26 protein-coding genes, 3 pseudogenes and 1 other annotated feature are annotated in these 25,050 nt (G+C 66.0%); of the genes and pseudogenes, 15 read left to right on the forward strand and 14 right to left on the reverse strand.

Going from position 1 to position 25,050, the window contains the following annotated elements:
- Nucleotides 1-6: 6 nt before the first annotated feature.
- Both PG2T_RS00875 and PG2T_RS00880 read right to left on the reverse strand, forming a co-directional pair.
- Nucleotides 7-1,254 (reverse strand): aromatic ring-hydroxylating oxygenase subunit alpha, encoded by a 1,248-nt coding sequence (locus PG2T_RS00875; RefSeq protein ID WP_068802402.1) that lies wholly within the window; start codon nt 1,252-1,254, stop codon nt 7-9.
- Nucleotides 1,255-1,486: 232 nt separating this feature from the next.
- Nucleotides 1,487-2,644: a class I SAM-dependent methyltransferase gene (locus PG2T_RS00880; protein ID WP_068802403.1), complete on the reverse strand. Its 1,158-nt coding sequence runs from the start codon at nt 2,642-2,644 to the stop codon at nt 1,487-1,489.
- Nucleotides 2,645-2,715: 71 nt separating this feature from the next.
- Between PG2T_RS00880 and plsY the strand changes: the two genes are divergently transcribed.
- From plsY to PG2T_RS00900, 4 genes are all read left to right on the forward strand, one after another.
- Complete coding sequence (gene plsY / locus PG2T_RS00885) at nt 2,716-3,330, forward strand: glycerol-3-phosphate 1-O-acyltransferase PlsY (protein ID WP_145930944.1); 615 nt, start codon at nt 2,716-2,718, stop codon at nt 3,328-3,330.
- Entirely contained in the window at nt 3,327-3,815 is a 489-nt protein-coding gene (locus PG2T_RS00890) for an EVE domain-containing protein (protein ID WP_068802404.1), read from the forward strand. Before plsY ends, PG2T_RS00890 begins: the two co-directional genes overlap by 4 nt.
- A 72-nt stretch (nt 3,816-3,887) precedes the next feature.
- Nucleotides 3,888-4,169: a DUF4258 domain-containing protein gene (locus tag PG2T_RS00895; RefSeq protein ID WP_068802405.1), complete on the forward strand. Its 282-nt coding sequence runs from the start codon at nt 3,888-3,890 to the stop codon at nt 4,167-4,169.
- A gap of 31 nt (nt 4,170-4,200) precedes the next feature.
- A complete protein-coding gene (locus tag PG2T_RS00900; protein WP_068802406.1) occupies nt 4,201-4,410 on the forward strand; it encodes a type II toxin-antitoxin system MqsA family antitoxin in 210 nt (69 codons plus the stop codon).
- 182 nt (nt 4,411-4,592) lie between these two features.
- Here the strand turns inward: PG2T_RS00900 and PG2T_RS15890 are convergent, their stop codons facing one another.
- On the reverse strand, nt 4,593-4,841 hold the full coding sequence (locus tag PG2T_RS15890) for a hypothetical protein (RefSeq protein WP_145930945.1): 249 nt from the start codon (nt 4,839-4,841) through the stop codon (nt 4,593-4,595).
- 202 nt (nt 4,842-5,043) lie between these two features.
- Between PG2T_RS15890 and PG2T_RS00905 the strand changes: the two genes are divergently transcribed.
- The 3 genes from PG2T_RS00905 to PG2T_RS00915 all read left to right on the forward strand — a co-directional run bounded on the left by PG2T_RS00905 (nt 5,044) and on the right by PG2T_RS00915 (nt 7,520).
- A complete protein-coding gene (locus PG2T_RS00905) occupies nt 5,044-5,586 on the forward strand; it encodes a hypothetical protein (protein WP_068802407.1) in 543 nt (180 codons plus the stop codon).
- A gap of 160 nt (nt 5,587-5,746) precedes the next feature.
- The gene (locus PG2T_RS00910; protein WP_068802408.1) at nt 5,747-7,024 is read left to right on the forward strand and encodes an aromatic ring-hydroxylating oxygenase subunit alpha; all 1,278 of its coding nucleotides are present in this window, start codon (nt 5,747-5,749) and stop codon (nt 7,022-7,024) included.
- 10 nt (nt 7,025-7,034) lie between these two features.
- Nucleotides 7,035-7,520, forward strand: coding sequence for an aromatic-ring-hydroxylating dioxygenase subunit beta (locus PG2T_RS00915; RefSeq protein ID WP_068802409.1), 486 nt, complete (start codon nt 7,035-7,037; stop codon nt 7,518-7,520).
- Between the two features lie 163 nt (nt 7,521-7,683).
- Here the strand turns inward: PG2T_RS00915 and PG2T_RS00920 are convergent, their stop codons facing one another.
- The 6 genes from PG2T_RS00920 to PG2T_RS00945 all read right to left on the reverse strand — a co-directional run bounded on the left by PG2T_RS00920 (nt 7,684) and on the right by PG2T_RS00945 (nt 12,723).
- On the reverse strand, nt 7,684-8,712 hold the full coding sequence (locus PG2T_RS00920) for a 2Fe-2S iron-sulfur cluster-binding protein (protein ID WP_068802410.1): 1,029 nt from the start codon (nt 8,710-8,712) through the stop codon (nt 7,684-7,686).
- Nucleotides 8,713-8,789: 77 nt separating this feature from the next.
- Nucleotides 8,790-9,515 (reverse strand): DNA polymerase III subunit epsilon, encoded by a 726-nt coding sequence (gene dnaQ, locus PG2T_RS00925; protein WP_068802411.1) that lies wholly within the window; start codon nt 9,513-9,515, stop codon nt 8,790-8,792.
- The gene (gene rnhA / locus PG2T_RS00930; RefSeq protein WP_068802412.1) at nt 9,512-9,985 is read right to left on the reverse strand and encodes a ribonuclease HI; all 474 of its coding nucleotides are present in this window, start codon (nt 9,983-9,985) and stop codon (nt 9,512-9,514) included. The genes dnaQ and rnhA overlap by 4 nt, the downstream gene beginning before the upstream one ends.
- Nucleotides 9,982-10,722: a class I SAM-dependent methyltransferase gene (locus PG2T_RS00935; protein WP_145930946.1), complete on the reverse strand. Its 741-nt coding sequence runs from the start codon at nt 10,720-10,722 to the stop codon at nt 9,982-9,984. Before PG2T_RS00935 ends, rnhA begins: the two co-directional genes overlap by 4 nt.
- A 122-nt stretch (nt 10,723-10,844) precedes the next feature.
- Complete coding sequence (gene ssb, locus PG2T_RS00940; protein ID WP_068802414.1) at nt 10,845-11,348, reverse strand: single-stranded DNA-binding protein; 504 nt, start codon at nt 11,346-11,348, stop codon at nt 10,845-10,847.
- A 25-nt stretch (nt 11,349-11,373) separates the two neighbouring features.
- On the reverse strand, nt 11,374-12,723 hold the full coding sequence (locus PG2T_RS00945) for an MFS transporter (protein ID WP_068802415.1): 1,350 nt from the start codon (nt 12,721-12,723) through the stop codon (nt 11,374-11,376).
- A gap of 167 nt (nt 12,724-12,890) precedes the next feature.
- On the opposite strand from PG2T_RS00945, the gene uvrA reads away from it, so the two are divergent.
- The 3 genes from uvrA to PG2T_RS00960 are packed head-to-tail and all read left to right on the forward strand — an operon-like array spanning nt 12,891 to nt 17,663.
- A complete protein-coding gene (gene uvrA, locus PG2T_RS00950; RefSeq protein WP_068802416.1) occupies nt 12,891-15,770 on the forward strand; it encodes an excinuclease ABC subunit UvrA in 2,880 nt (959 codons plus the stop codon).
- Nucleotides 15,767-16,972, forward strand: a complete 1,206-nt coding sequence (locus PG2T_RS00955) for an MFS transporter (RefSeq protein ID WP_068802417.1) — start codon at nt 15,767-15,769, stop codon at nt 16,970-16,972. Before uvrA ends, PG2T_RS00955 begins: the two co-directional genes overlap by 4 nt.
- A 52-nt stretch (nt 16,973-17,024) precedes the next feature.
- Nucleotides 17,025-17,663: a glutathione S-transferase family protein gene (locus PG2T_RS00960; RefSeq protein ID WP_068802418.1), complete on the forward strand. Its 639-nt coding sequence runs from the start codon at nt 17,025-17,027 to the stop codon at nt 17,661-17,663.
- A gap of 123 nt (nt 17,664-17,786) precedes the next feature.
- On the opposite strand, the gene PG2T_RS00965 is transcribed toward PG2T_RS00960, so the two are convergent.
- Nucleotides 17,787-18,032, reverse strand: a complete 246-nt coding sequence (locus tag PG2T_RS00965) for a type II toxin-antitoxin system Phd/YefM family antitoxin (RefSeq protein WP_068802419.1) — start codon at nt 18,030-18,032, stop codon at nt 17,787-17,789.
- A gap of 173 nt (nt 18,033-18,205) precedes the next feature.
- On the opposite strand from PG2T_RS00965, the gene PG2T_RS00970 reads away from it, so the two are divergent.
- A complete protein-coding gene (locus tag PG2T_RS00970; RefSeq protein WP_068802420.1) occupies nt 18,206-18,997 on the forward strand; it encodes an MBL fold metallo-hydrolase in 792 nt (263 codons plus the stop codon).
- Here the strand turns inward: PG2T_RS00970 and PG2T_RS16905 are convergent.
- On the reverse strand, nt 18,940-19,086 hold the full coding sequence (locus tag PG2T_RS16905; RefSeq protein WP_202816385.1) for a hypothetical protein: 147 nt from the start codon (nt 19,084-19,086) through the stop codon (nt 18,940-18,942). The two genes, PG2T_RS00970 and PG2T_RS16905, sit on opposite strands and share 58 nt — an antisense overlap.
- 349 nt (nt 19,087-19,435) lie before the next feature.
- On the opposite strand from PG2T_RS16905, the gene PG2T_RS00975 reads away from it, so the two are divergent.
- The 4 genes and pseudogenes from PG2T_RS00975 (at nt 19,436) to PG2T_RS00990 (ending at nt 23,134) form a co-directional block, all read left to right on the forward strand.
- Complete coding sequence (locus PG2T_RS00975) at nt 19,436-20,041, forward strand: hypothetical protein (protein ID WP_068802421.1); 606 nt, start codon at nt 19,436-19,438, stop codon at nt 20,039-20,041.
- A gap of 323 nt (nt 20,042-20,364) precedes the next feature.
- A complete protein-coding gene (locus PG2T_RS00980; RefSeq protein WP_068802296.1) occupies nt 20,365-21,348 on the forward strand; it encodes an IS5 family transposase in 984 nt (327 codons plus the stop codon).
- Nucleotides 21,349-21,555: 207 nt separating this feature from the next.
- Entirely contained in the window at nt 21,556-22,503 is a 948-nt protein-coding gene (locus PG2T_RS15900; RefSeq protein WP_145930947.1) for a PIN domain-containing protein, read from the forward strand.
- A gap of 103 nt (nt 22,504-22,606) precedes the next feature.
- A pseudogene (locus PG2T_RS00990) lies at nt 22,607-23,134 on the forward strand (REP-associated tyrosine transposase).
- Nucleotides 23,135-23,174: 40 nt separating this feature from the next.
- Here PG2T_RS00990 and PG2T_RS16800 read toward each other — a convergent pair.
- From PG2T_RS16800 to PG2T_RS01005, 3 genes and pseudogenes are all read right to left on the reverse strand, one after another.
- Complete coding sequence (locus PG2T_RS16800) at nt 23,175-23,510, reverse strand: HepT-like ribonuclease domain-containing protein (RefSeq protein WP_257756513.1); 336 nt, start codon at nt 23,508-23,510, stop codon at nt 23,175-23,177.
- Nucleotides 23,446-24,664: pseudogene (locus tag PG2T_RS00995) on the reverse strand (IS3 family transposase). The gene PG2T_RS16800 and the pseudogene PG2T_RS00995 overlap by 65 nt, the downstream one beginning before the upstream one ends.
- Nucleotides 24,270-24,386: a sequence feature (AL1L pseudoknot), on the reverse strand. It overlaps the preceding pseudogene by 117 nt.
- A gap of 51 nt (nt 24,665-24,715) precedes the next feature.
- Nucleotides 24,716-24,883: pseudogene (locus PG2T_RS01005) on the reverse strand (nucleotidyltransferase family protein); the annotation flags it as partial.
- Nucleotides 24,884-25,050: the final 167 nt, after the last annotated feature.

Raw genomic sequence — 25,050 nt, forward strand, 5'->3', positions numbered from 1 at the left:
TGCCCCTCAGCCGGCCATGACGTGCAGGTAGTGCTGCCAGAAACCGCGGTTCGAAGTCTCGTCGGTCATGTGCGAGGTACGCACGCCGCGCGCGTCGGTTTCTTCCCGCTCCAGGCCGCGACTCAGATCACACCACGGATCACCGGCTTCGAGTGCCTGCTGCGCCCGCTCGGCAATCGACGCGTCGTCCGCCACCAGGAACGAGGCCGGCCCCAGCGCCCCCTCGCTTTGCCGCAGCAGCCGAAAATCCAGACTCGGCGCGCCTTCCAGCAGCATCGGCGTGTGCCACTGCACGCTCTTGTTCACGGCCAGCGGCTGGAAGATGACGATGTTCATCTCGGCCAGAAACAGGTTCGGCCAGATGCAGGCGTGCGGCGGACCCAGGCGCATCAGCTCTGCGGCCCGCTCCTTGCCGTAGGATTTTTCCATCGCGGCCACGTAGTCGGCGGCCTTTTCGGGGCTGGTACCCAGCCACTCCAGCGGCTTGGTGTAGCCGCCTGCAAAGTCGATCTCGGTGTGGCCGTTGCCCCAGTCGCGGATGACGCCGTTGGCCGAGGTGTCGTCCGCCACGAACTGGTCGTACTGCGAGCGGATGGCCCGCACGAAGGACTGGTGCGTGAAACCGACGTGGTAACCGTCGGTGTCGTTCTCGGGCAGCATCTTCCAGTTGGCGCCGTACTCATGGCGCACCCAGCCGGCGGAAAGGCGCAGCCTGCCATCCGGCGACAGGTCGCAGGCGCGGTCGATCAGCGCCTTGGCCCGGCCAAGGTGTTCGTCGAGCGTGATGCCGTCCTGGGCCGCGCTGGCAAACACAAACCCGCGGTAGCTGCCGCTGCGCGGCACTTCCAGGCCCAGCTTGTTCCAGTCCTTCTGGAAGCCGCCGGCGTGCGGCACATCCTGCAGCTCGCCGTTCAGGCCGAAGGTCCAGCCGTGGTAGGGGCAGGTGAAATTCTTGGCGTTGCCGGCGGCGGTGTTGCACACCAGGTTGCCGCGGTGCTGGCAACGGTTGATGAACACGTTCACCGCGCCATCCTGACCGCGCACCACCAGATAGTGCTGGCGACCGACGGTGCGGGTGATGTAGTCGCCCGGGTTCGGCAGCTCGCTGTCGTGTGCCACGAACACCCAGCCGCGGGAAAAAATCTTGTCCAGCTCGTCCTCGAACACGTACGGCTCGGTGTACAGCGAGCCGTGGACGCGGTCCGGCTGGATCAGGTCCCGGTAACTGGCCGGGGAGAGACGTTCGATACGCATGCCCTTGCTCCTGCGTAATGCCGGCACCGGGCCGGCGGATCGGGCTGCCCTACGGCGGGGCGCCCTTGCCTGGTATGGAAAGCGCGCGCCGGGTGCCACCCGCACCGCCTAGCGCCCGTTCATGGGCTAGCGGACTCCCGCGCGCGTTGCCAGAGTCAGCCTGCATTCTAACGGTCGTTAGCCTCGTTCAACCACCCGCACCGACGCCGGCCTGACCGGCGTCAATACCGGCTCACAGCCGGTGCCGCCGATCGCCACTCGCAAAGCCGATCAGTCCGTCGCCGGCGTGCAGCCCACGTGTCAACGCCAGCACCTTGAAGGCCTCGCCCATGGCCTGCGGCAGCAGCAGCTGCCGCGCCTGCAAGGCAAGGTCCATATACGCCGGATCGGCCGGGTCGATCGCCTCCAGCAACTGAGGCAGGCCGCAGTTGATGAGGAACTGCGCCTGACTGGCGAAACCGGCCAGCGTCGCCCCGACGGCGCACCCGGCCTGCGCCATGGCAGTGAAATCGACATGCGCCGTGATGTCCTGCAGGCCCGGCCACAGCAGCGCATCGGCATGCGCGTGCTGGCGGTAATGGCACTGCAGCGTGCCGGTGTGGCGCTGCGGGTGGTAGTACTCGGCCTGCGCGTAGCCGTAGTCGATCAGCAGCAGCAGGCCGCGCTGCAGGCGCTCGCACAGCGTGCTGACCCAAGCCTCGGCGGCGAAATTGACTTCCGATTCGTAACCGGTGGGCAGATCGAGCGATACCACGCGGGCTGCCAGCAGCTCGTCCTGCGGCGGACCGTTCACCAGCTCCATGCCCTCCCCCGCCGTGGTCACGTAAAGCTCAGTAATGCCGCCATCCACCACACGAAAGCGCCGCACCGGCATGGCATCCAGCACCTCGTTGGCAATCACCACGCCGCTGAACCGTTCCGGCAACTGCGCGAGCCACGCCACCCGTTCAGCCAGATGTGGCACGCGCCGGGCAATGGCCGCGCGCTGGCGCTGCTGCAGCTCGGCGCTCAGCTCCAGCATCAGGTAGCGCCGCGGCGGGCAACCGAGCGTGTCGAGTTCCGCCAGCAGCTCGGCCGCCAGCGCGCCGCTGCCTGGGCCGAATTCCAGCACCTCGCCATCCGGCACGGCGCTGAGTACCTGCGCCACCTGCCGCGCCAGCGCGCGGGCAAACAGCGGCGAGCGCTCCGGCGCGGTAGTGAAATCGCCCTCCTCCCCAAACTTGCGCAGCCCGTTGGCGTAATAACCCAGCCCCGGCTCGTACAGGGCCCGCTGCATGTAGGCATCGAAACCCAGCCGCCCGCCGGCCGCGGCAATCGCCGCGCGGATGCGGTCTGCAAGCCGTGCCGACAGCGCCAGGGCGGCCGTGTCGGGTGTGGGCAGGTCAGACATGGACCGGCACCGTTACTATCCGCGTCGCCGCGTTCATCGCCCGCCGCGTTTCATCCATCCCGGTCATTCGCATGTTGATTCTGTCCCTGGCTCTCACCGTCGTTGCTTATCTACTGGGCTCGCTGTCGGCAGCCATCGTCGTGTGTCGCCTGCTTGGCCTGCCGGACCCGCGCGGCGCAGGTTCCCGCAATCCGGGCGCCACCAACGTGCTGCGCATCGGCGGCAAGTGGCCGGCTTTCCTGACCCTGGCCGGCGATCTGCTCAAGGGCGTGCTGCCGGTACTGCTGGCGCACGCGCTGCACCTGCCGCCCTGGGGCCTGGCGGCGGTCATGTTCGCCGCCTTTGTCGGCCACCTGTACCCGCTCTATTTTGGCTTTGTCGGCGGCAAGGGCGTCGCCACCACGCTGGGCGTGGTGCTGGCCATGAGCCCGCCGGTTGGCCTCGCCACCTGTCTTACCTGGCTGGCCACCGCCGCCATCACGCGCTATTCCTCCCTGGCCGCCCTGGTCGCCATCGGGTTGACGCCGGTCTACACCTTTCTGTGGACCCGCCAGCCGGCGCTGGCCGTGGCCACGGCGCTGATCGCCGTCATTCTGACCTGGCGCCACCGCGAGAACATCGCGCGCCTGCGCGCCGGCACGGAAAGCCGCATCGGCCGCAAATCAGCCGCCCCGGGTGCCCCATGAACCACTGGCTGTTCAAGTCCGAACCGGATGTGTTTGGCATCGACCACCTGGCTGCCAAGCCGAAGGCCACCGAGCACTGGGACGGCGTGCGCAACTACCAGGCGCGCAACTTCATGCGCCAGATGCAGGTCGGCGACCAAGCCTTTTTCTACCACTCCAACTGCGATCCGCCGGGCATCGTCGGCATCGTCGAGGTGGTCCGCCAGGCCTATCCGGACCACAGCGCCTGGAATCCGGACAGCAAATACTTCGACCCGGCCTCCACCCCCGACAACCCGCGCTGGTTCATGGTCGACGTGCGCCTGGTGCGCAAACTGCCGCGCCTGATCTCGCTGGCCGAATTGCGCGAGCACCCGGCGCTGATCGACATGCCGCTGGTGCGGCGCGGGAACCGGCTGTCGGTGATGCCGGTGCCCGAGCAAGCCTGGCAGCTCATTCTGGCGATGGCACAGGGCCACGATGAACGGTTCGACAAGCCGCTTTAAGCTCGCAGCCACCTCCCGACCCCACCGAACCCAAGACCCACTTCCCGCGCCAGATTCCGTACACTGGAATTCATGGCACCAGCAACGATCAGCCAGTTCCGCCACCTGATCCGCACGCTGAACTACGTCGTTTCCACCCACGCCGCCGAAGAGCTTGAAGATGACCACCTCTGCATCCTCGACCTCGAAAACATCATCCTCACGGGGCAAATCACCGCGCGCCAGCGCGACCCCCAAACCCGCGAAGTCAAGTGCGTCGTCACGGGCGCCACGCTCAACGGCACCGCTGCGGAAGCTGTCGTCAAAATCGGCATCACCGGCAGGCTCATCGTCGTCACCGTCTACCGTTGTTGAGCAGCACTGCGCTTATTGCGGCAGCACCGCAGTGCAGTTGAAACACGTCACGCGCAACTTCGGCCAGGGCGCGGCCCTGTTGGTCATCGAGGCCATTCCCATGTGGTCGTGCCCGAGTTGCGGCGAGTCTTACTTCTCCGCGCAAACCCTGCACGAAATCGAGCGCATCAAGGCGCTGCGCAAGTCGATCGCCGTCAATCGAATGGTGCCGGTCGCGGCCTTCGAGGCTGCCGATGCGTGACTGACCGGGCGTTGGCAATCCCCGTCAAGCGAGGGATCCCGGTCGCACACCGGACGATTCACTTCCCGTTCAACAATCGGGTGCGGAGAGGGCGCGGTGTCAGCCGGTTGGTGCAGGGCGATCAACCTGCGAGCGCCACCCATTCAGCTGCCCGCCCCTCCTGCTCGTCTCTCTAAAACACCTCACAGGCCGGCGGCCGAGGGCAAGGAGGGGGCCATCGTCATGCGTCTTGACACGACAACCAGAGAACAAAAACCGGCATGAATGGCCTGCTCTTCACCCAGGATTTCCTGCTCGACGGAATCAAGACCACCCCGCTGTGGACGGCCTTGCCCGAATCCATGCTCGACGAATTCATCGCCGGCCTGCGGCGCGTCTACGCGTCCTGTCAGGGCGACAGCGCGCTCAACGCCGCTGATTTTGTGAGCCATCGAAAAAACTGTGGGAGCCCGGCTGCGCCGGGCGATCATCGCGCAGCGAAGCTGCGCTCCCACAAGGTTTTTCGGTTGCGGGCGCCGAGAAATCCAGGAGGGATTTATTCAGCACCTCCTTGGGCACATCCTTTCGATCGACAATCGGTAATGTCCTGTCGTGCTCGCTTCTTCACGGTGCACCAAGAAAGGAGATATCTGAATGGACAAACTGCTCGAACAGCTTCCACAGATCATCACCGCCGCCGCGCAAAGTTATCTCGGCATCCTGGCGCTGCTGTCGGTTGCCTTGGCCGTGCTGGCCTATTTCTTCTTCGCCAGCGCCTCCGAGAAGGTCAAGGTCGGCATCTTTGTTCTGCTTTTTCTGGGTGTTGCCGGTTTTGGCGCGGCCATGTTTCGAGTGGCACCAAAAACGACGGAGGCCACACGCGACACATCCCCTCAAGCGGCCCCTGATCCGCTGGCCTCGCTGTCCAGCGAAGCGAAGCAGCTTCTGAAAGAGGCCGCCGCGGACCCGGCCGGCGCTGTGCAGTTCGCCCACTACGGCATGGGGGACGAGCTGATCACCAACGACAAGAATCTGCTGCCCGACAACAACCGCGCAGATGCGCGCACCACGGCGGCCTGGGAAGCGGCCCTGAAAGAGCTGGTCGACGGCGGCCTGCTGGCTGCCCGCGGCACGGCAGGGGAGATATTCGAGGTCACGAAAAAGGGCTACGACGCGGCCAACCGCCTGCCTGAATAGACGCACCACACGTTGGCCGGGCACGGCGCGCCAGTGGGCGCCTGTGGCCTGCGCCGCGGCCAGCGAGCGCTGCGCACGGCCGCATGTGCGACCGAAAAGCGTCGGATAATCACGCCACCCGATTCAACTGCCGCCAAGTGCAGACCGAGGAGACTGAACGATGTCGCAGAGCCATTACCGACCGGACATGTCCCGGCCCGAGGCCAACCACGCCGAGCTGTACCGTGACCCGGCCATCTTCGACGAGGAGATGGACAAGATTTTTCACGCCACCTGGGTGTACGTGGGTCACGACAGCGAGGTGCCCAACCCGGGCGACTACAAGACCAGCTTCATCGGCCGCGTGCCGGTGGTCATGTCGCGCGACATGGCAGGCAAGATCCATGTGTTCGCCAACCGCTGCACGCACCGCGGCTCGACCCTGTGCGCACGCGAGTTCGGCCACGCGGAGAGCTTTACCTGCCCCTACCACGCCTGGACCTTTCGCCTGGACGGCAGCCTGGAGGCGGTCGGCCTGCCGCGCGGCTACAACGAGGGCGAGCTCGATTACGCCGGCCTGGGCCTGCCGGTGGCGCCGCGCGTGGGCAGCTACCGCGGCTTCGTGTTCGCGAGCCTGAATGACGACGTGCGCGATTTCGACACGCACATCGAGCCGGCCCGCAAATACATCGACTACTACTGCGACCTGTCGCCGACCGGCGAAATCACCGTCGGGCGCACCGGCATCTACAAGCACCGCTACCGCGGCAACTGGAAGGCGCAGCTCGAGGGCAGCGTCGAGGGTTACCACGTGTGGCACAACCACCGCACGGCCATCGACATCATGAGCCGCTTCCTGCCGATCATGAAGCAGTACCAGAACCTGCCCATGAAGGCCTACGACCTGGGCTTCGGCCACAACGTGGTCGAGAACTACACGCTCACCGACGCGCAGGTGCACGAGCGCTGGCCGGCCGAGTTCATCGACATGCTGGTCAATGCGCATGGCCGCGAGCGGGCGATGAACGCGCTGCGCCACCGTTTCAACGTGGTGCTGTTCCCGAACATGGCGATTCTGGAATACCACGTGCGGGTGATCCGGCCCCTGGCGGCCGACCTCACCGAGGTGCGCCAGTACCACACGTCCATGGTCGGCCTGCCGGCCGAGATGAACCTGCGCCGGGTGCGCGAGCACGAGTTCTTCTACGGTCCCGGCGGTGCCGGCGGGCCGGACGATCTGGCCACGTTTGACCGCATCCAGCAGGGCATGGAGGCGCACACGGCGCCGTGGGTGTTGTTCAACCGGGGTCTGAAATCGGAGGAAACCACGCCCGAGGGTCAGCGCTTCGGCCACCACACGCAGGAAACGCCCCAGCGGGCGCCCTACTACGAATACCGACGATTGATGGAAGGGAAGGCGCCCGCGCCCAGCCGCATCCGCCTGGCCGCGGCAGGCTGAGGAGCAGCACATGAACCAGGCCCAGGCTGAAGCTTTCCTGTTCCGCGAAGTGCGGCTGCTCGATCAGCGCAAGTTTCGCGATTGGCGACAACTGCTGACCGACGATGCGATCTACTGGGTGCCCAACGGCGATGCCGACGGCGATCCACAGCTGCACTGCTCCATCGTCTACGCCACGCCGTCCATGGTGGAAGACCGCCTCGACCGGGCCGAAAGCCCGTTCTACTGGGTGGGCGACCCACCCATCCGCAGCGTGCATACGGTCAGCAACGTGCTGCTGGAGCGTGCCGATGGCGACAGCGCCGACATCGCCTGCAACCGGGTGATCTACCTGTACCGCGAGAACGACCAGCGCCGCGATCAGGTGCTGGAGGTCCTGCCGGCACAGTGCGAATACCGGCTGCAGCGGCACGGCGACCAGTGGCGAATCGCCCACAAGAAGGTCGCCCTGCTCAACAGCGACGGCCTGGTGCCGTTGCTGCCGCCGATCATCTGAGACGGTTCGTCAGGCCGCCCGCCGCAGGTGGTACCGGAGCGCCTGCGTAGCCGCGTCCAGCGGCGGCGGAAGCAGCTTGTCCACCCAGGCGGCGTCGATCACCCCGTAGCCGGCCCAGCTTTTGCCGCCGCGCGCCCGGCAGGACGGGCGGGCGACTCACCGATCAGACGAAGCTGTCGTAATGGATACGGTCCGGCGGCACCTTCAGCTCGCCGCCCAGCATCTGCATGACGGCGTTGATCATCACCGGCGGGCCGCAGGTGTAGAACTCGCACTCCATCAGCTGGTCGGCCGGGATGTGCGCCTTGACCTGCTCGTGGATGAAGCCCAGCAGGCCGGTCCAGCTGCCGGCCTTGGCCAGGTCCGGATCGGACAGCGCGGGGAAAAACTCGATGCGATCGCCAAAGCCCGGCAGGGCCTTGAGTTCATCCTCGCCGCACAGGTCGCGCGGGCCGCGGGCGCCATAGAAGAACTTCAGCTTCACGCCGTCCATGGACGGGTCCGCCACCATGCCGCGGGCGATGGACAGCATGGGCGCCAGGCCCGAGCCGCCGCCGATGCACACCACCGTGCGCTTGACCTCGGTACGCAGGTAGGCCAGGCCGTACGGGCCGTCGATGTCGATGCGGTCGCCGACTTTCAGCTCGAACAGTGCCGCGGTGCCGGCGCCGTTGGGCACCTTGCGGATGATGAACTCCCAGCGCCCCTCGGGGTTGCGGATGTTGGACATGGAATAGGCGCGCGGGCCGTTGACGCCCGGCAGGTGCAGCAGCGCGTACTGGCCCGGCCGGAAGCCCGCCGGCTGGCTGTCGGTGAACACGAACTCGCGGATGTCGTGCGTCAGATCGCGGATCGCCACCAGCTCGCTGGTGAACCGGCGCGGCGTGTCGGTCGGGATGAAGTGATCGTCGATGATCATCGGCTTGATCACGCAGTCGCTCACCGGCACGCACTGGCAGGCCAGCAGCCGGCCGCGCTGGCGGTCACGCGGGTTCAGGCCCGGGGCTTCCTCCCACAGGCTGCGCACCTCGCCTTCCACCACCTCGAATTTGCAGCTGCCGCAGCTGCCGACGTTGCACTCGTAGGACAGGCCAATACCCGCCCGCAGACCGGCGCGCAGCACCGTATCGTCCGGGGCGCAGGAATACTCGGCGCCGGATTGCTGCACGCGGATGGAGAAGGCCTGGCTCATGGGTCTACCTGTATGGGTCGTGAACGAAAGGGGTGGCGCGGAAAAAATCGCGCCGCAAGTTTAACCAAGGCGGGCGGTCAGGAATCGTCGCCGCCGGCCAGCCACAGGCAACGCCCGCCGCTGGCCTTGTCGATGGCCGCCAGGCGGGCCATGTGGGCAAGCATCTCGGCCTCGGTCGGTGTGGTCACCGGCAGCGCCGGTCGGTCGGCACGAACGCGCATCGGCTGGGACCCATCGCCGTCGTGCGCGGCGTTGGCCTCGTCGCCCAGCAGCAGCGTGACCTGGCCGCCGGTCATGGCCAGGTACACATCCGCCAGAATCTGCGCGTCCAGCAGCGCGCCGTGCAGGCTGCGCCCGGAGTTGTCCACGCCGTAGCGGCGGCACAGGGCATCGAGCGTGTTGCGCTGGCCGGGGTGCATGCGCCGCGCCATCGGCAGCGTGTCGAGGACGCTGCACAGCGCATCGATGCGCTCGCATTCGCTATTTTCCAGACGCGCCAGCTCGGCGTTCAGAAAGCCAATGTCGAAGGCCGCGTTGTGGATCACCAGTTCGGCGCCGGCGATGAACTCCAGGAATTCCGCCGCCACGTCGCCAAAGCGCGGCTTGTCGGCCAGGAACTCGTTGCTGATGCCGTGCACTTCTTCGGCGCCGGGGTCGATCGGCCGGTCCGGCTGCAGGTAGTGGTGGAAATGCTTGCCGGTCAGGCGACGGTTCAGCAGCTCGACCGCGCCGATTTCGATCACGCGGTGGCCCTCGGACGGCGACAGGCCCGTGGTCTCGGTATCCAGAACGATCTGCCTCATCGCCGCGCGCCCGCACCGGCCGCGGCCTTGCCGCCCAGCAGTTCATCGATGCCGCGATTGGCCAGGGCGTCGGCGCGCTCGTTTTCCGGATGCCCGGTATGGCCACGCACCCAGGTCCACTCGGCCTGATGCGGCGCCAGCAGCTCATCCAGACGCTCCCACAGCTCCTGGTTCTTGACCGGCTTGCCGTCGGCGGTGCGCCAGCCACGGCGCTTCCAGCCGGCCAGCCACTGCGTGATGCCGTGCAGCACGTACTGCGAGTCGGTGACGATGTGCAGCCGGCTTGGCCGTTGCAGCACCTCCAGCGCACGAATCACGGCCGTCAGTTCCATGCGGTTGTTGGTGGTGTGGGCCTCGCCACCCCACAGCTCGCGCTCCTGCTCGCCGTAGCGCAGCAGCGCGCCCCAGCCGCCAGGACCCGGATTGCCGCGGCAGGCGCCGTCGGCAAAGATTTGCACCGGCTGGCTCATGCCGCCGCCCGCCCGGCCGGCAGGCGCTGCGGGCGTGCACCGTAAACCGGCAGGCGCTGCCACTGCAGGCGCAGCGGGCGCACCGCAAAGCGCCGCTTGCTGGCGGCCAGGCAATACAGGCCGCCACTGCGCGGCAGCAGGCGCGGGCCGAGGCGTTCCATGACGCGCGTACCACGCAGCGCCCATTGCCGCTCCAGCGGCAGGCGGAAAAACGCTGTCGTGACGTCCTCCACCTGCATCGGCAAGCGGGCCAGCTGCTGGCGCAGTTCGCCCACCGAGCGCAAATGCTGCGGCCACCAGTCGCGGGAATGATTACCGAAGCGCTCGGCCAGCCCACGCAGGCCGCACAGGCTCCACGGGTTGAAGCCGGCCACCAGCAGCCGCCCGAACGGCATCAGCACCCGCTCGGCCTCGGCCAGGATCGGTACCGGATCGGCCACCTGTTCCAGCACGTGCAGCAGGATCACCACCGCCGCGCTGTCGCTGGCCAACGGCCAGGCGGCCGAATCGGCGCGCAGGCCGACACCCGCAGCAGGCGCACCCGGCCCGGCCATGACGACCGACCAGGCGCGGTCGCCGCGCACGCCCAGGTCCACGGCCGGCCAATGCCCCGGCACCTGCACCACCAGACCCTGCAGACCCCGCGGCAGCAAGGCACAGACCTGCGCGTGCAGGGTCTGCGCGAGGGCGGCAGCCAGTGGATCGGGCGCCTGGATAGGGGACGGTGTGGAACTCATGTGATCAGGATACAGCGCGCAACAGCAGGCTCTGGCAGGTCGGCGACGGCGGGGGTCTCAAGCCACAGCCGGCTTTTCAGCCGCCGTGTGCGCCGGACGGCTGCCACCGGCACGACCGATTCCTAAAACGGGATGTCGTCGTCGAAATCGCCGCCGAAGTCATCGGCCGCAGGCTTGCTGGCGCCGCCACCCTGTCGACCGCCGGCCGCAGGTGCTGCGCCGCCCCAGGCCGGCTCTTCACCACCGCTCTGGCGGCCGCCGTAGCTGCCACCGCCCTCGCCGCGGCCCTCACCGCCACCGAGCATCTGCATGTCCGAGGCGACGATTTCGGTGCTATAGCGCTCGACGCCTTCCTTGTCCTGGTACTTGCGCGTCTGCAAACGGCCTTCGATGTACACCGTGCGGCCTTTCTTGAGGTACTCGCCGGCAATCTCGCCGAGCTTGCCGAACAGCACCACGCTGTGCCACTCGGTGGCTTCCTTCTTCTCGCCGGTCTGCTTGTCCTTCCACGACTCGGTGGTGGCGATGCGCAGGTTGGCCACCGCCGAGCCGCCTGCCGTGTAGCGCACCTCCGGGTCCTTGCCCAGGTTGCCGATCAGAATCACCTTGTTGATGCCGCGCGCCATGACCGCCTCCGTAATGTCGAAATCATCAAATTTTCGCCGCCGCGAACCGCTCCAGGCTGGCCGGCTCGAAACGCTGCCCATCCACCCGCAGGTAGGCTACACCTTCCTCCGGAATCACAACCGCCTCGACCACGCCGACCAGCGCCGTCAGCTCGTCGGTCAACGTGCGCGCCCGCTCGGGGCTCAACCGACCCACGTCGATGAGCTGCGTTTTCAGGTGGACAGGTGCCTGCAGGCCGATCGACACCGCCAGCCAGATCACGCACAGCGCAAGGCCGGCCAGCAGCACGCCCGTGGCGCCGTGATGGCCGCGCAACCAGCCGGCCCCTGCCCCGCCGATGAATGCCCCCAGAAACTGCGCGGTTGAATACACGCCCATCGCCGACCCGCGGCCTGCCATGGGTGCCAGGCGCGACATCATGGACGGCAGCGTGGCCTCCAGCACGTTGAACGCGATCAGGAAGGCCAGCAGCCCGGCCGCCACACCCCACAGCGCGTGGCTGCCCTCCAGCAGCACCAGCAGGCCGCCGGTAAGCAGGCCCACCATGGCCACGAACACCTGCTTCAGGCGGGCACGCCGCTCGGCGTAGACGATCAGCGGCACCATGGCCGCGATCGACAGCAGCACGGTCGGCAGATACAGCCACAGATGCTGCGCCGCTGGCAGGTGCAGGTTGTCGCGCAGCAGCGGCGGCAGCACCACGAAGGTACCGGTCATCAGCATGTGCAGCGCCATGATGCTGAAGTACAACCGCAGCAGATGCGGGTCGCTCAGCGCCCCGCGCAGTTGCCCACTCGGCCGGCTGACCGCGCGCGACACCACGGGGGTCGGCACCTGCCACCACAGCAGGCCGATCATGACCAGCGCCAGCACGGCGATCATCAGGAAAATGCCCGGCACCGTCAGCCAGGCCGCCAACACCGGCCCCAGCGGCAGCGACACCAGATAGGCCCCGCCGATGCTGATGCCGATGGCGGCCATGCCCTTGCTGCGCTGCTCCGGGCGCAGCAGATCGGCCAGCAGGGCCATGATCGGCGCCGCCACCGCGCCCGCACCCTGCAGCGCCCGGCCGGCGATGATGACGGTCACGCTGTGGGCAGCCGCCGCCAGCACGCTGCCGGCGGCAAACAGCAGCAGGCCGACCGTGATGACCGGCTTGCGCCCGAAACGGTCCGACGCGCTGCCAAACGGAATGCCGAACAGCGCCTGCGTCAGCCCGTACATGCCCAGCGCAAGACCAATCATGGCCGGCGTGGCGCCGGGCAGTGTCTCGGCGTACAGCGCCAGCACCGGCAGCAGCAGGAACAGCCCCAGCATGCGCAGTATGTAGATGGCCGACAGGGTGCCGGTAACGCGCCGTTCGCTGGGTGTCATGTAAGCGGGGGTCGGATCGGGTCGTTGGCGGCGCGACGGTGCACGCGGCCGGGTCGGCATTATCCGGCCGCGCCGCCCGCCGCCACAAGGCGCGCCGCTTTGCGCAGCGCTTGGCGCGCCCCGTAACATGGCCGGTTTGCAGCCGCCGCCCGTCGCAAGCCCACCCCATGAGCAGCATTCCCGAAGGCCAGCCCGCCATCCGCATCCGCGGCGCGCGCACGCACAACCTGAAGAACATCGACCTGGATCTGCCACGCGACAAGCTGACGGTCATCACCGGCCCGTCCGGGTCCGGCAAGTCTTCGCTGGCCTTCGACACGCTGTACGCGGAAGGCCAGCGCCGCTACGTGGAGTCCCTGTCCGCCTACGCGCGCCAGTTCCTGTCGGTCATGGAAAAGCCGGACGTCGATCACATCGAGGGCCTGTCGCCGGCCATTTCCATCGAGCAGAAAAGCACCTCCCACAACCCGCGCTCGACGGTCGGCACCATCACCGAGATTTACGACTACCTGCGCCTGCTGTACGCCCGCGTCGGCGAACCGCAGTGCCCCGAGCACGGCGTGGTGCTGCGCGCGCAGACGGTCAGCCAGATGGTCGACACGCTGCTGGCGCTGCCCGAGGAAACGCGCGTGATGCTGCTGGCGCCGGTGGTGGCCGGGCGCAAGGGCGAGCACGCGCAGCTGATCGAGGGCCTGCGCGGGCGCGGCTACGTGCGGGCGCGCATCGACGGCGAGCTGGTGGAGCTCGACCAGGCGCCGCCGCTGGACGGCAAGCGCAAGCACCACGTGGAGGTGGTGGTCGACCGCCTGCGCCTGCGCCCGGACGCGCAAAGCCGCCTGGCCGATTCGCTGGAAGCGGCGCTGGCGCTGGGCGACGGCATCGTCAAGGTGGCGTTTCTGGACCAGGACGCGGCCGAGCTGCTGTTCTCGGCCCGCTTTGCCTGCCCGCACTGCGGCTATTCGCTGGCCGAGCTCGAACCGCGGCTGTTCTCCTTCAACAACCCGGCCGGCGCCTGCCCGGAGTGCGACGGCCTGGGGGTGGCGCAGTTCTTCGACCCGCAGCGCATCGTGGCCGACCCGACGCTGAGCCTGGCCGCCGGCGCCATTCCCGGCTGGGACCGGCGCAATGCCTATTACATGCACATCCTGCAGGGCCTGGCCCGGCATTACGGCTTCGACATCGAAACCCCGTTCGAGGAACTGGCGCAGCTGCACCAGCAGGCGATCCTGTTCGGCAGCGGCGAGGAGCCGATCAATTTCACCTACGCCGGCCCGGACGGGCGCGGCAAGCGCAAGCGGCACGCCTTCGAAGGCATCGTCAACAACTTCGCCCGCCGCTATCGCGAGACCGACTCGAACGCCGTGCGCGAGCACCTGTCGCGCTTTCTGGGCAACCGGCCGTGCACCGCCTGTGGCGGCAGCCGGCTGCGGCGCGAGGCACGGCACGTCTACATCGCCGGCCGGCCGCTGCCGGAGCTGGTGGTGCTGCCGGTGGGCCAGGCACGGGCCTTTTTCAGCACGCTGGAACTGCCCGGCGCGCGCGGCACCATCGCCCAGAAAATCCTGCGCGAGATCGAGGCCCGGCTGGGCTTTCTGGTCAACGTCGGCCTCGACTACCTGACCCTGGCGCGCTCGGCCGACACCCTGTCCGGCGGCGAGGCGCAGCGCATCCGCCTGGCCAGCCAGATCGGCGCCGGCCTGGTCGGCGTGCTCTACGTGCTGGACGAGCCGTCCATCGGCCTGCACCAGCGCGACAACCAGCGCCTGCTGTCCACGCTCACCTACCTTCGCGATCTGGGCAACACGGTGATCGTGATCGAGCACGACGAGGACGCCATGCGCCTGGCCGACCACCTGGTCGACATCGGCCCCGGCGCCGGCGTGCACGGCGGCTACATCATTGCCGAGGGCACGCCGGCCCAGATCATCGCCAACCCGGATTCGATCACCGGCCAGTACCTGTCCGGCAAGCGCGCCATTGCCCTGCCGGCCACGCGCACGCCGCCGGACCCGCAGCGGGTGCTGCGCATCGAGGGCGCCAGCGGCAACAACCTGCGGGACGTGACGGTGGAAATCCCGCTCGGCCTGCTGACCTGCATCACCGGCGTGTCCGGCTCCGGCAAGTCCACGCTGATCAACGAGACGCTGTACAAGGCGGTGGCGCAGAAGCTGAACCAGGCGCGCGACGAGCCGGCCCCGTATCAGGCCATCCATGGCCTGGAGCAGATCGACAAGGTGGTCAACATCGACCAGAGTCCGATCGGCAGAACACCCCGTTCGAATCCAGCCACTTATGCCGGTCTTTTCACACCGATCCGCGAACTGATGGCCGGCACGCCGGAGGCGCGCGCCCGCGCCTACGGACCGGGGCGTTTCAGCTTCAACGTGGCCGGTGGCCGCTGCGAGGCCTGCCAGGGCGACGGCATGCTGAAAGTGGAGATGCACTTCCTGGCCGACATCTACGTGCCCTGTGACATATGTCACGGCCGGCGCTACAACCGCGAGACTCTGGAGATTCAATACAAGGGCAAAAACATCCACCAGATTCTGGACATGACCATCGAACAGGCGGGCGAGTTCTTCAGCGCGGTGCCCATCGTCAAGCGCAAGCTGGACACGCTCAGCGCCGTCGGCCTGGGTTACGTGCGTCTGGGTCAGGCCGCCACCACCCTGTCCGGCGGCGAGGCGCAGCGCGTGAAGCTGTCGCGGGAACTATCGAAGCGCGACACCGGTCGCACGCTGTACATCCTGGACGAACCGACCACCGGCCTGCATTTCCAGGACATCGAACTCCTGCTGGGCGTGCTCACGCGCCTGCGCGACGACGGCAACACGCTGGTGGTGATCGAGCACAACCTGGACGTGATCAAGACCGCCGACTGGCTGATCGATCTTGGCCCCGAAGGCGGCAGCGGCGGCGGCGAGATCCTGGCCTGCGGCACACCGGAAGACCTGGCGCTGGAACCGCGCTCGCACACCGGACGCTTTCTGGCACCCTTGCTGGCGCGGCAGGCCAAAACACCCCAACGAGGCAGACGCAGCGCGTGAGTTCCACCGTCCCGGCGGGCGCCCCACTTCGCCCGCTGCAACGCGCCCTGGTCTACGCCAGCGCGTTTTTCGGCATCACCACCGAGTCGCTGATCGGCATGCTGCTGCCGCTGTGGGCACTCGACCGCGGCCTGCCACCGGCACAACTGGGCATTGCGGTGGCGCTGGCCTCGCTCAGCCCGCTGCTGCTGGCGGTGCCGGCCGGCGCGCTGTGCGACCGTTACGGCGACCGACGCATCATGATCTGGGCGGGGCTGGGTGCCGGCGTGACGGCGGCGCTGTATCCGCTGGCCGGCGGCTTTCTGACTGCCTGCGGCCTGCAGTTGCTCGGCGGACTGGCGCGCAGCATGAGCTGGCTGTCGGCTCAGTCCTACGCCATTCGCGCCACGCCGACCGGCGAGCGCAACAGCTTCATGGGCCGATTTTCCTTTGCCGGCAGCATCGGCATGTTGCTGGCGCCGCTGGCAGCCGGCGCGCTGGTCAGCTGGCAGGGCCTCGGCGCCGGTTTCCTGCTGATGGCCGTGTGGGGCGGACTGCTGACGCTGGTGGCTCTGCCCCTGCCCGACATCCGCGAGCACGAGCGCGTCGGCACGTTGTGGCAGGTCAGCAGCGGCGCCTATCGACAGGCCTTGCCGCTGCTGTGGCAGGCACCGCTGCTGATCGTGATGCTGCTGACGCTGCTGCGGCTGTCGTCGGCCGCCGTCAATGCGTCGTTCTACCCGGTGCACCTGGACCAGATCGGTTTCTCGGCGGCGCGCATCGGTTTCATGTTTGCCTGCATCAACGGGGCGGTTTCGGTCGGTTCGCTGCTGGCCGCGCAGCTCATCCGGCGCAGTTCTATGACCGCGGTACTGTTCGGGTCCATCGTGCTGGCCACGCTGTCCATCAGCGCGGTGCCGTTCGTAACCGCCCCGATTGCGGTCGGGCTGCTGAGCGCCCTGCACGGCCTGGGCCTGGGCCTGAGCCTGCCGACCCTGCTCATGGCCATCGGCCGCCAGACGGCGCCCAGCCAGCGCGGGCTGGTGATCGGCCTGCGCACGCTGTTCAACCGGCTCGGCTACTTCGCCGTGCCGGTGCTGCTGGGCGGGCTGGTGCACGCGCTGGGCCTGAAGGGCGCGTTCCTGGCCACCGGCGCGCTGCTGCTGGCGGGCCTGGGCGGCACCTACGCCTACCTGCGCCGCAGTCGCCTCACGTACGATTGACTGCCGCTCGCAACCCGGCGGCGCCATTGACCCACCCGAGGAGAGCCTTGCCATGACCGTCGTATTCGGTGCCCCGATTTCCCCGTTCGTGCGCAAGGTGCGCGTCGCATTGGCGGAAAAGAACATCCCGTACGAGCTGAATCCGGTGTTCCCGGGCAGCGACGACCCCGAGTTCCGGGCGCTCAGTCCGTTCGGCAAGGTGCCAGCCTTTCGCGACGAACACATCGGCCTGGCCGATTCGAGCGTGATCTGCGCCTATATCGAGAAGCGCTACCCGACGCCGGCCCTGCTGCCGGCCGACCCGGCCGCCTACGCCACCGCGCTGTGGCTGGAGGAGTACGCCGACAGCAAGCTGTTCGAGGTGCTCACCGCCGGCGTGTTCTTCGAGCGCATCGTCAAGGGCAAGCTGCGCGGCCTGCCGGTGGACGAGGCCAAGGTCGCCGCCGCCTTGCACGAACTGCCGGCGGTGTGCGGGTACCTCGAACAGCAGATCAGCACCGGTGCCCTGGGCGGCAACACGCTGACGCTGGGCGACATTGCGGTCGCGACACAGTTCGTGAACCTGCAATACGCCGGCGAACAGGTAGACGCCGCGGCTTTCCCGAAACTCACGCAGTTCCTGGCGCGCACCCTGGCGCGGCCGAGTTTTGCCGATTGCCTGACGCAGGAACGGACCCTGATGCAGGGTTGAGCCCTGCCGCCCGGATCTATGCCGGAGTCTTGGCGACTGCCATGAAAACCCCGGCCCGGGCGACGTTTGTTCCGACAGGCGCTGCGGCGCTCCCGCGGCCCACAGCGGCCCACAGCGGCAGCTTCATCGGTCTGCGCCAAACAGCTGCGCGATGTGCGCTGCGCCCATGCGGTCAAAGTCGTCCGGCACCTCGATCTGCCCGGCCAGAAACCCGAGACGCTGGCGCGGCGGTTCGTCCGCGGCTTCCAGCCGGGAGACCTTGACCAGCGGCTTGCCAGCCTTGGCGATCACAAACGGCTGTCCACGCACCGCTTGGTCGATCAGTTTCGACAGATGGGTCTTGGCTTCGTGAATGTTTATTGTGCGCATAGCAAACCTTGGTTATGAATTTAAGTTCAGTGAGTCCAGCTCAACAACATGCCGACGGCACCACCCCCTGTCACGACGTGCCGCGATAAGCTTCATCCGAAACTGCCCCCTGCGCCGAACCTGCGCAAGCGCCATGTTCCTCATCCCGACACCGCAAAACGCGAGACATCACCATGGTCATCGAGCAAATCTATTCCGATAACCGCTATCGCAACTTCCACTACCTGATCGGCTGCCCCGACACCGGCGAGGCGCTGGCCGTTGACCCGCTGGAAGTCGACCTGGTGCTGGCCAGGGCGGCCGAGAAAGGCTGGCGCATCACGCAGGTGCTGAACACCCACGAGCACCCGGACCACATCGGCGGCAACGAAAAAATCATCGCCGCCACCGGCGCCAAGCTGCTGGCCCATGCCGGCGCGAAAGACCGAATCCCAGGCATCGACCGCGGCCTGCACGCCGGCGACGTCATCGTCATCGGCAAGACCGGCGAACTGGAAGTGCTCGACACCCCCGGCCACACCATGAGCCACGTGTGCCTGTTCTGTCGCGGCGATCAGCCGGGCCTGATCAGCGGCGATACGCTGTTCAACGCCGGCGCCGGCAACTGCCACGGCGGCGGCCACCCGGAGCACCTGTACCGGACCTTTGCCGAGCAACTGGCCAAACTGCCGGACGCGACCGTGCTGTATCCCGGCCACGACTACATCGCCAACAACCTCAAGTTCACCCTGGACCGCGAACCGACCAACCCGCGCGCCGGTGCACTGCTGGCACAGGTGGAACAACAGGACCCGCATGCCGCTCGCCTGACCACGCTGGGCGAGGAAAAACAGGTCAACACCTTCTTTCGCCTGAGCAACCCAACCGTCATCGCCCGCCTGCGCGAGGCGTTCCCGGACCTGCCGGATCAGCCCTCGCCCAAGGACGTATTCCTGCGGCTACGGGAGTTGCGCAATAGCTGGTGAGGGGCCGGGTCGCGCGACGCGGCCGCGTACAAAAACAACAACGCGGACAACGCTTGTGTCTCGTCGGAGGCCGCCACGTTGCGTTCCACCGCCAGCGATGTCAGAAACGCCTCGACCGCCTCCTTGCCAGCCCCGTGGGTGGCGCTTGCGGTGAAAGTAGACGTATCGTTTCACACATCGCGCCTATGCACGCTCTGTACGCAGGCTGTAGTGCTTCAGCCGCACACGCTCCCGAAGCTGATCGAGCAGCTTGGGCGAGGCCGGGACACCGAATGATCGGCAGGAGCAGTGTTCATGTGCAGGTCCAGCTTATCGGACAGGGTGAACGTTATGAATCGTGAGGTTGGCACACGACGCCCAGGTTGCCGGGCGTGTCGGATAATACATTTATTCCGACAAATGTCGGATAACTCACGTTAGGCCTGATAGGCGCGTGCCATGACCACTTCTCCTCAGATCGCAATCGTTCACATCGACTCAATTCCGGAGGAGGTCTTCTCCGAGTTTGTGCGAACAATTGCTACCGAACGCCTGAAGCTCGATATTGAGTCACGCGAGAATGGCGAAATTTACGCCGGGTTGGAGTGGCTAATCCCTACGGCGGCCATCATCTACATCGGAAAGTCATACTTCGATGGCTTCTTGACGGAGATGGGGAAAGATCACTACAACCTATTGAAGGCCGGCTTCATGACACTTCGAGAGAAACTCTTGGGACCCGCCGCGCCGCAAATGGCTGTGGTATCGAGCGCAGGGAAGACGTCGCCGAACCAGCCTTACTCTCTTGTCTATTCCATCATGGCAGAGGGTAATGGCAATTTGCGTTTCAAGCTTCTTATTCAGCGAGAAGTTTCTGAACGCGAGTACGACGAAATTCTTAATGCCTTTCTTGGATTTCTTGAGGCATATCATTCGCATGCGCCAGAGGCCGAATTTGCCGCGAATCTGGAAGTACCAAGAGCCTCGGGCGGCATCGTTCTCTTGGCGTTCAATCTGGAAACAAAGACTCTCGAAGCCATCGACCCAATTCCGCGGAAGCCATAAACATGAGGCATAGGCCTGCGTTCGAGGCGACCTGCGCGAAAAGCCGCGCAGGCGCCTCAACTCCACGTTAGCTGTCACGAGACAATTAAATGCTAAATCTCCTGATCGACACTAGCGTGCTTCGCCAAGACCCGCAGAGGAAATCAGCGGCCTTCCAGGTGGTAGGGCGTATCGGCAACGCCCGCGGATTGAAAACTCATATACCTGACCTGGTTCGAAGAGAATTCCTTAGGGAAACGCTGATTTATTCCCTCCCGTTGGAGGCATGAGACCTTGGTCCTGAGACAATGTGACCTGGTCCGCAGCGGTGGTGAGCAGACGTCATGCAAACGAGCTTTTCCGACCTCGAGTACGCCGGCAAGAAGAAGCAGACGCGCCGCGAGCGCTTCCTGGCGCAGCTGCAGGCGGTGACGCCGTGGGCGCAGCTGGAGGCGGCGCTGGCGCCGTTCTACCCGGCCGGCAAGGGCCCGGGCCGCCCGCCGCTGGGGCTGTCGCGCATGCTGCGCATGTACGTGGCGCAGCAGTGCTTTGGGCTGTCGGACGAGGGCATCGAGGACGCCGTGTACGACAGCCACGCCATCCGCTGCTTCATCGGCATCGACCTGGCCCGCGAGGCGGCGCCGGATGCGACCACGCTGCTGAAGTTCCGCCGCCTGCTGGAAGATCAGGGTCTGAGCCGGGTGATCTTCGAGACGATTCGCGATCACCTGGCCCGCCAGGGCCTGCTGCTGCGTGAGGGCACCCTCGTGGATGCGACGCTGATCGCCGCCCCGCCGTCGACCAAGAACCGCGACCGGGCGCGCGATCCGGACATGCATCAGGCCAAGAAGGGGAACCAGTGGCACTTTGGCATGAAGGCGCACATCGGGGTCGACCTGGACTCGGGGCTGGTGCACACGGTGCTGACCACGCCGGCCAACGTCAACGACGTGACCCAGGCGCACGCCCTGCTGCACGGGCAGGAAACGGACGCGCTGGGCGATGCCGGCTACCAGGGCGTAGCCAAGCGCCCGGAGAATCGGGACACGCCGGTCACCTGGCACGTGGCGCTGCGCCCGGGCGTGCGCCGGGCCCTGCCCGATGACGCGCTGGGCCGCCTGCAGGAACGGATCGAACAGGTCAAGGCGAGCCTGCGGGCCAAGGTCGAGCATCCGTTTCACATCATCAAGAACCTGTTCAAGCACCGCAAGGCGCGTTACCGGGGGCTGGCCAAGAACCAGGCGCAGCTGTTCACGCTGTTCGGCCTGGCCAACGTGGTGATTGCCGGCTGGCGCCTTCGGGCGCGGCACACCCTCCGTGCGTCCTGAGGGAGCCCAAAACCGGAATATCCGGCCAGAACACGCACATTGGCCCGATCCACACCCGAAAACGGGCCGTTTTTCCCCAGGGGCGGTCACGCGTCAGCGCCGTCATGTCCATAGCGCTGGTTTCGGGGGATTGATCAGCGTTTCCTTAGCTACAGAGATGATGAATATGTCGCTCCTCTAAGAGAAATCGACCGGTTGTCGAATAAGATGCTGAAGAAGCCGATGGCTTCAGACCTAAAGGAAACTTTAGAAAAGCAAGCGGCGGCAGGTAAAGGCTCAATTTCTGAAGCGCAAAGATGGATAGAAGATGAGTTCGCGCAATGGTGTGACCATATTGGCGCTGAAGTCCACACGGTCGCGCCGCATCATGGACAAAGGGTGATAGACGCATATTTCTCTGGCTCGCATCCGTTCAAATCACCCAAGAATAGGCAAGACTTTCCAGATGCCTTCATTTTCGAATGTGCACAAGATATTGCGGGCAAGGAGGAGCATCTTCACGTCGTCGCAGCGGATCGACAGCTACGAGAATCATGTGCATCAATTAACAATATTTCTGTATACGAGTCTCTGGACGACTTTGTGCGGTCAGCGGCCTGCCAATCTGTCATTAAGGACGCCGACGCGAAGCACCATTTTGCTGAGATCCTAGAACTAATAAAGGCGCGCGCCTCGATCGTAGGCGAAGCGGCGTCTAAGAAGATATTCGACGCTCTCGTTTGGTACACGTTTCGAGATTCATCAATACCCGATGATAACAATGAGGCCACGATTTCAATGTTGGACGTGCCAACCAACGGGGGCCTCATCTGGGACGAGGCGGAGTACTATGGAGATGGCGTAATTTCAATGCCTTTCGAATTTGAAATGACGGTCTTGGCCGATTTCTATATTTTCAAATCCGACTGGTACTGCATGCCCGAAGATAAGTCATCGCAAATTAGCATTTCAGAATACGACAATAAGCACTACTTTGAGGCCGAACAGGAGTTCGAGTTACATGTGCGTGGAACGATTGCAATCAGCTTGGACCTATCAAGGGCGGCGCACGGACCAGAGTTCGTCTCGTCATTGGGGCCGATCCTAGACACTATGCAGATTGAGATGTCGGAGATCGAAGAGGTCACCGTGATAACAGACGAGACCGCGCAATAAGCCCAGCGCATTGCGCCGCATTGTGTTTGAGCCCGCGTAGGGCGGAATAGCGCAGCGTATTCCGCCTTCCGGGTTGCCCCGCAGCCACCGTTACACTCCCGCCATGCCGCACTACGTTCGTGCTGACATCCCTGGCGGAACCTTCTTCTTCACTGTCGCCCTGCTCGAACGCCGCCGCCGGCTGTTGGTCGAGAACATCGGGACGCTGCGCGAAGCGTTTCGCGGCGTCCGGCATCGGTATCCGTTCACCATCGACGCCATCGTGATCCTCCCGGATCACCTGCACTGCGTCTGGACACTGCCGCCCGGCGATGCCGATTTTTCCACCCGCTGGCGACCGATCAAAGCCGCCTTCGCGCGCGGCATCGCGGCTGGGGAACGGCGGTCCGAACGACGCCAGCGCACCGGCGAGCGCGGCATCTGGCGGCGGCGCTTCTGGGAACACGCGATCCGCGATGCGGCCGACCCGAGTTGACCCGTGGACTCCATCCATCCCAACCCCGTGAAACACGGCCACGCCGACCGGGTTGTGGACTGGCCGTATTCGTCGTTTCACCGCTACGTCGAGCGGGGTGTTTATCCACCGGATTGGGCCGCCGGATCAGCAGTGCGCGGGGTGAGTTTCGAGTAGCCTTGCTCTCGGAAGGCGGAATACGCTGCGCTATTCCGCCCTACGCGGGCTTTGGCAGTAATACCGGCACATCGCTCCTGACAATGCTCCACAAAGTGTCGCTGTCGACGCCCAAATATCCGTGGATCAGGCGGTTACGGGTAGCGATGACCAGTCGCCACGGAATCTGCGGATTTGCTTGGCGCACGGCCTCCGGCACGTGGGTTGCTGCCTCGCCAATTAGCTCCAGGTTGCGCACGGTGGCGTCGTAGTTCAGTCCGCTGGCAACAAATTGAACCGCCCCGGTAACCCCGGAGACTCGTTGGTGTGAGTCACGCCGCCGTGGCGAGCTCGCAGGTCTGCTGATAGTAGTTCGCTTCGGCTTCGGCCGGGGGATGTCGCCGATCGGCCCCAGCAAGCGCTTGTGGTTGAACCAGTCCACCCAATCGAGCGTGGCCAGTTCGACGTCCTGCGGGGTCCGCCAGGACCGCCGATGGATGACTTCGGCCTTGTACAGCCCGTTGATCGTCTCGGCCAAGGCGTTGTCGTAGGAGTCGCCGACGCTACCGACCGAGGGTTCAATGCCGGCCTCGGCCAGCCGCTCGGTGTAGCGGATCGACACGTACTGCACGCCGCGGTCGCTGTGGTGGATCAGCCCGCCTTGCGTCGGTCGGCGCGCGTGCAGGGCTTGCTCCAGCGCATCCAGGACGAAGTCGGTGCGCGCCGAACTGGACACCTTCCAGCCCACAATCCGGCGGGCGTACACGTCGATCACGAACGCCACGTAGACGAAGCCCTGCCAGGTCGAGACGTAGGTGAAGTCGCTGACCCACAGCGCGTTCGGGCGCTCGGCGCGGAACTGCCGGTTGACCTTGTCCAGCGGGCACGGCGTGGCCTTGTCGCTGACCGTGGTCTTGACTGTCCTGCCGCGGATCACGCCCCGCAGTCCAAGCCGCCGCATCAGCCGCTCCACCGTGCAGCGCGCCACCTGATAACCCTCCCGACGCAGCTGTTTCCAGACCTTGCGCACGCCGTAAACCTGCTGGTTCTCATCCCAGACCCGGCGGACCTCCTGGCACAAGACATCGTCTCGCCAGGCGCGATTCGGCCGCAGCTGCGGATCGGCGCGCCGCGCCGCCTGCGTGTAGTACGTCGACGGAGCGATCGGCAGCACCTTGCAGATCGGCTCGACCCCGTAGACGTCGCGGTGTTCGTCGATGAACGCCGTCATGGCTTGAACCGGCGGTCGAGCTCCGCCTGGGCAAAATACGCGCTGGCCTTGCGCAGGATCTCGTTGGCCTGTCGCAACTCGCGGTTCTCGCGCTCCAGCTGCTTCAGGCGCTCGGCCTCGGCGGTCGTGGTGCCAGGCCGCAGGCCCCGGTCACGCTCCGCCTGTCGCACCCAGCGCCGCAGCGTCTCGGCCGTACAGCCGAACTTGGCACTGATCGAACTGATCGCCGCCCACTGCGAACCGTGCTCGCCCTGGTGCTCCAGCACCATCCGGACTGCTCGCTCCTGTACCTCAGGGGAAAACTTCGCTGACTTTCTCATGGCTCTATCCTCTCAAGGGAATGAGCCTCCGGGAAAGCCGGGGCGGTTCAGTTCGGAGGTGGCCGGCCCGTCGAAGGCAACCAGGATGTCGACGTCGCTATCGCTGCGCGCGGCGTCACGGGCGGTGGAGCCGAACAGGGCCAGCCGCACAACGCCGTAGCGCTCGGCCAGCGTGGGCTTGCAGTGGGCGAGCAAGTCAAGGGCGCGCGAGCGATTCATCACAACTTCCGTGCGCAGGTCAGTTGCCGGCTAGTGTAAGACGCAACAGCGCGGCACGCCGACGTCGAAGGTGGCCGGCTGCGGCCCGGTACACGAGCTTTGCGTCGGGCACTCGGTGCACGCCTGACGGGTTTGCGCGCGCCTGCGCGTTGCTTGAGGCAACACAC

The organism is Immundisolibacter cernigliae, assembly GCF_001697225.1.
Taxonomy (GTDB): domain Bacteria; phylum Pseudomonadota; class Gammaproteobacteria; order Immundisolibacterales; family Immundisolibacteraceae; genus Immundisolibacter; species Immundisolibacter cernigliae.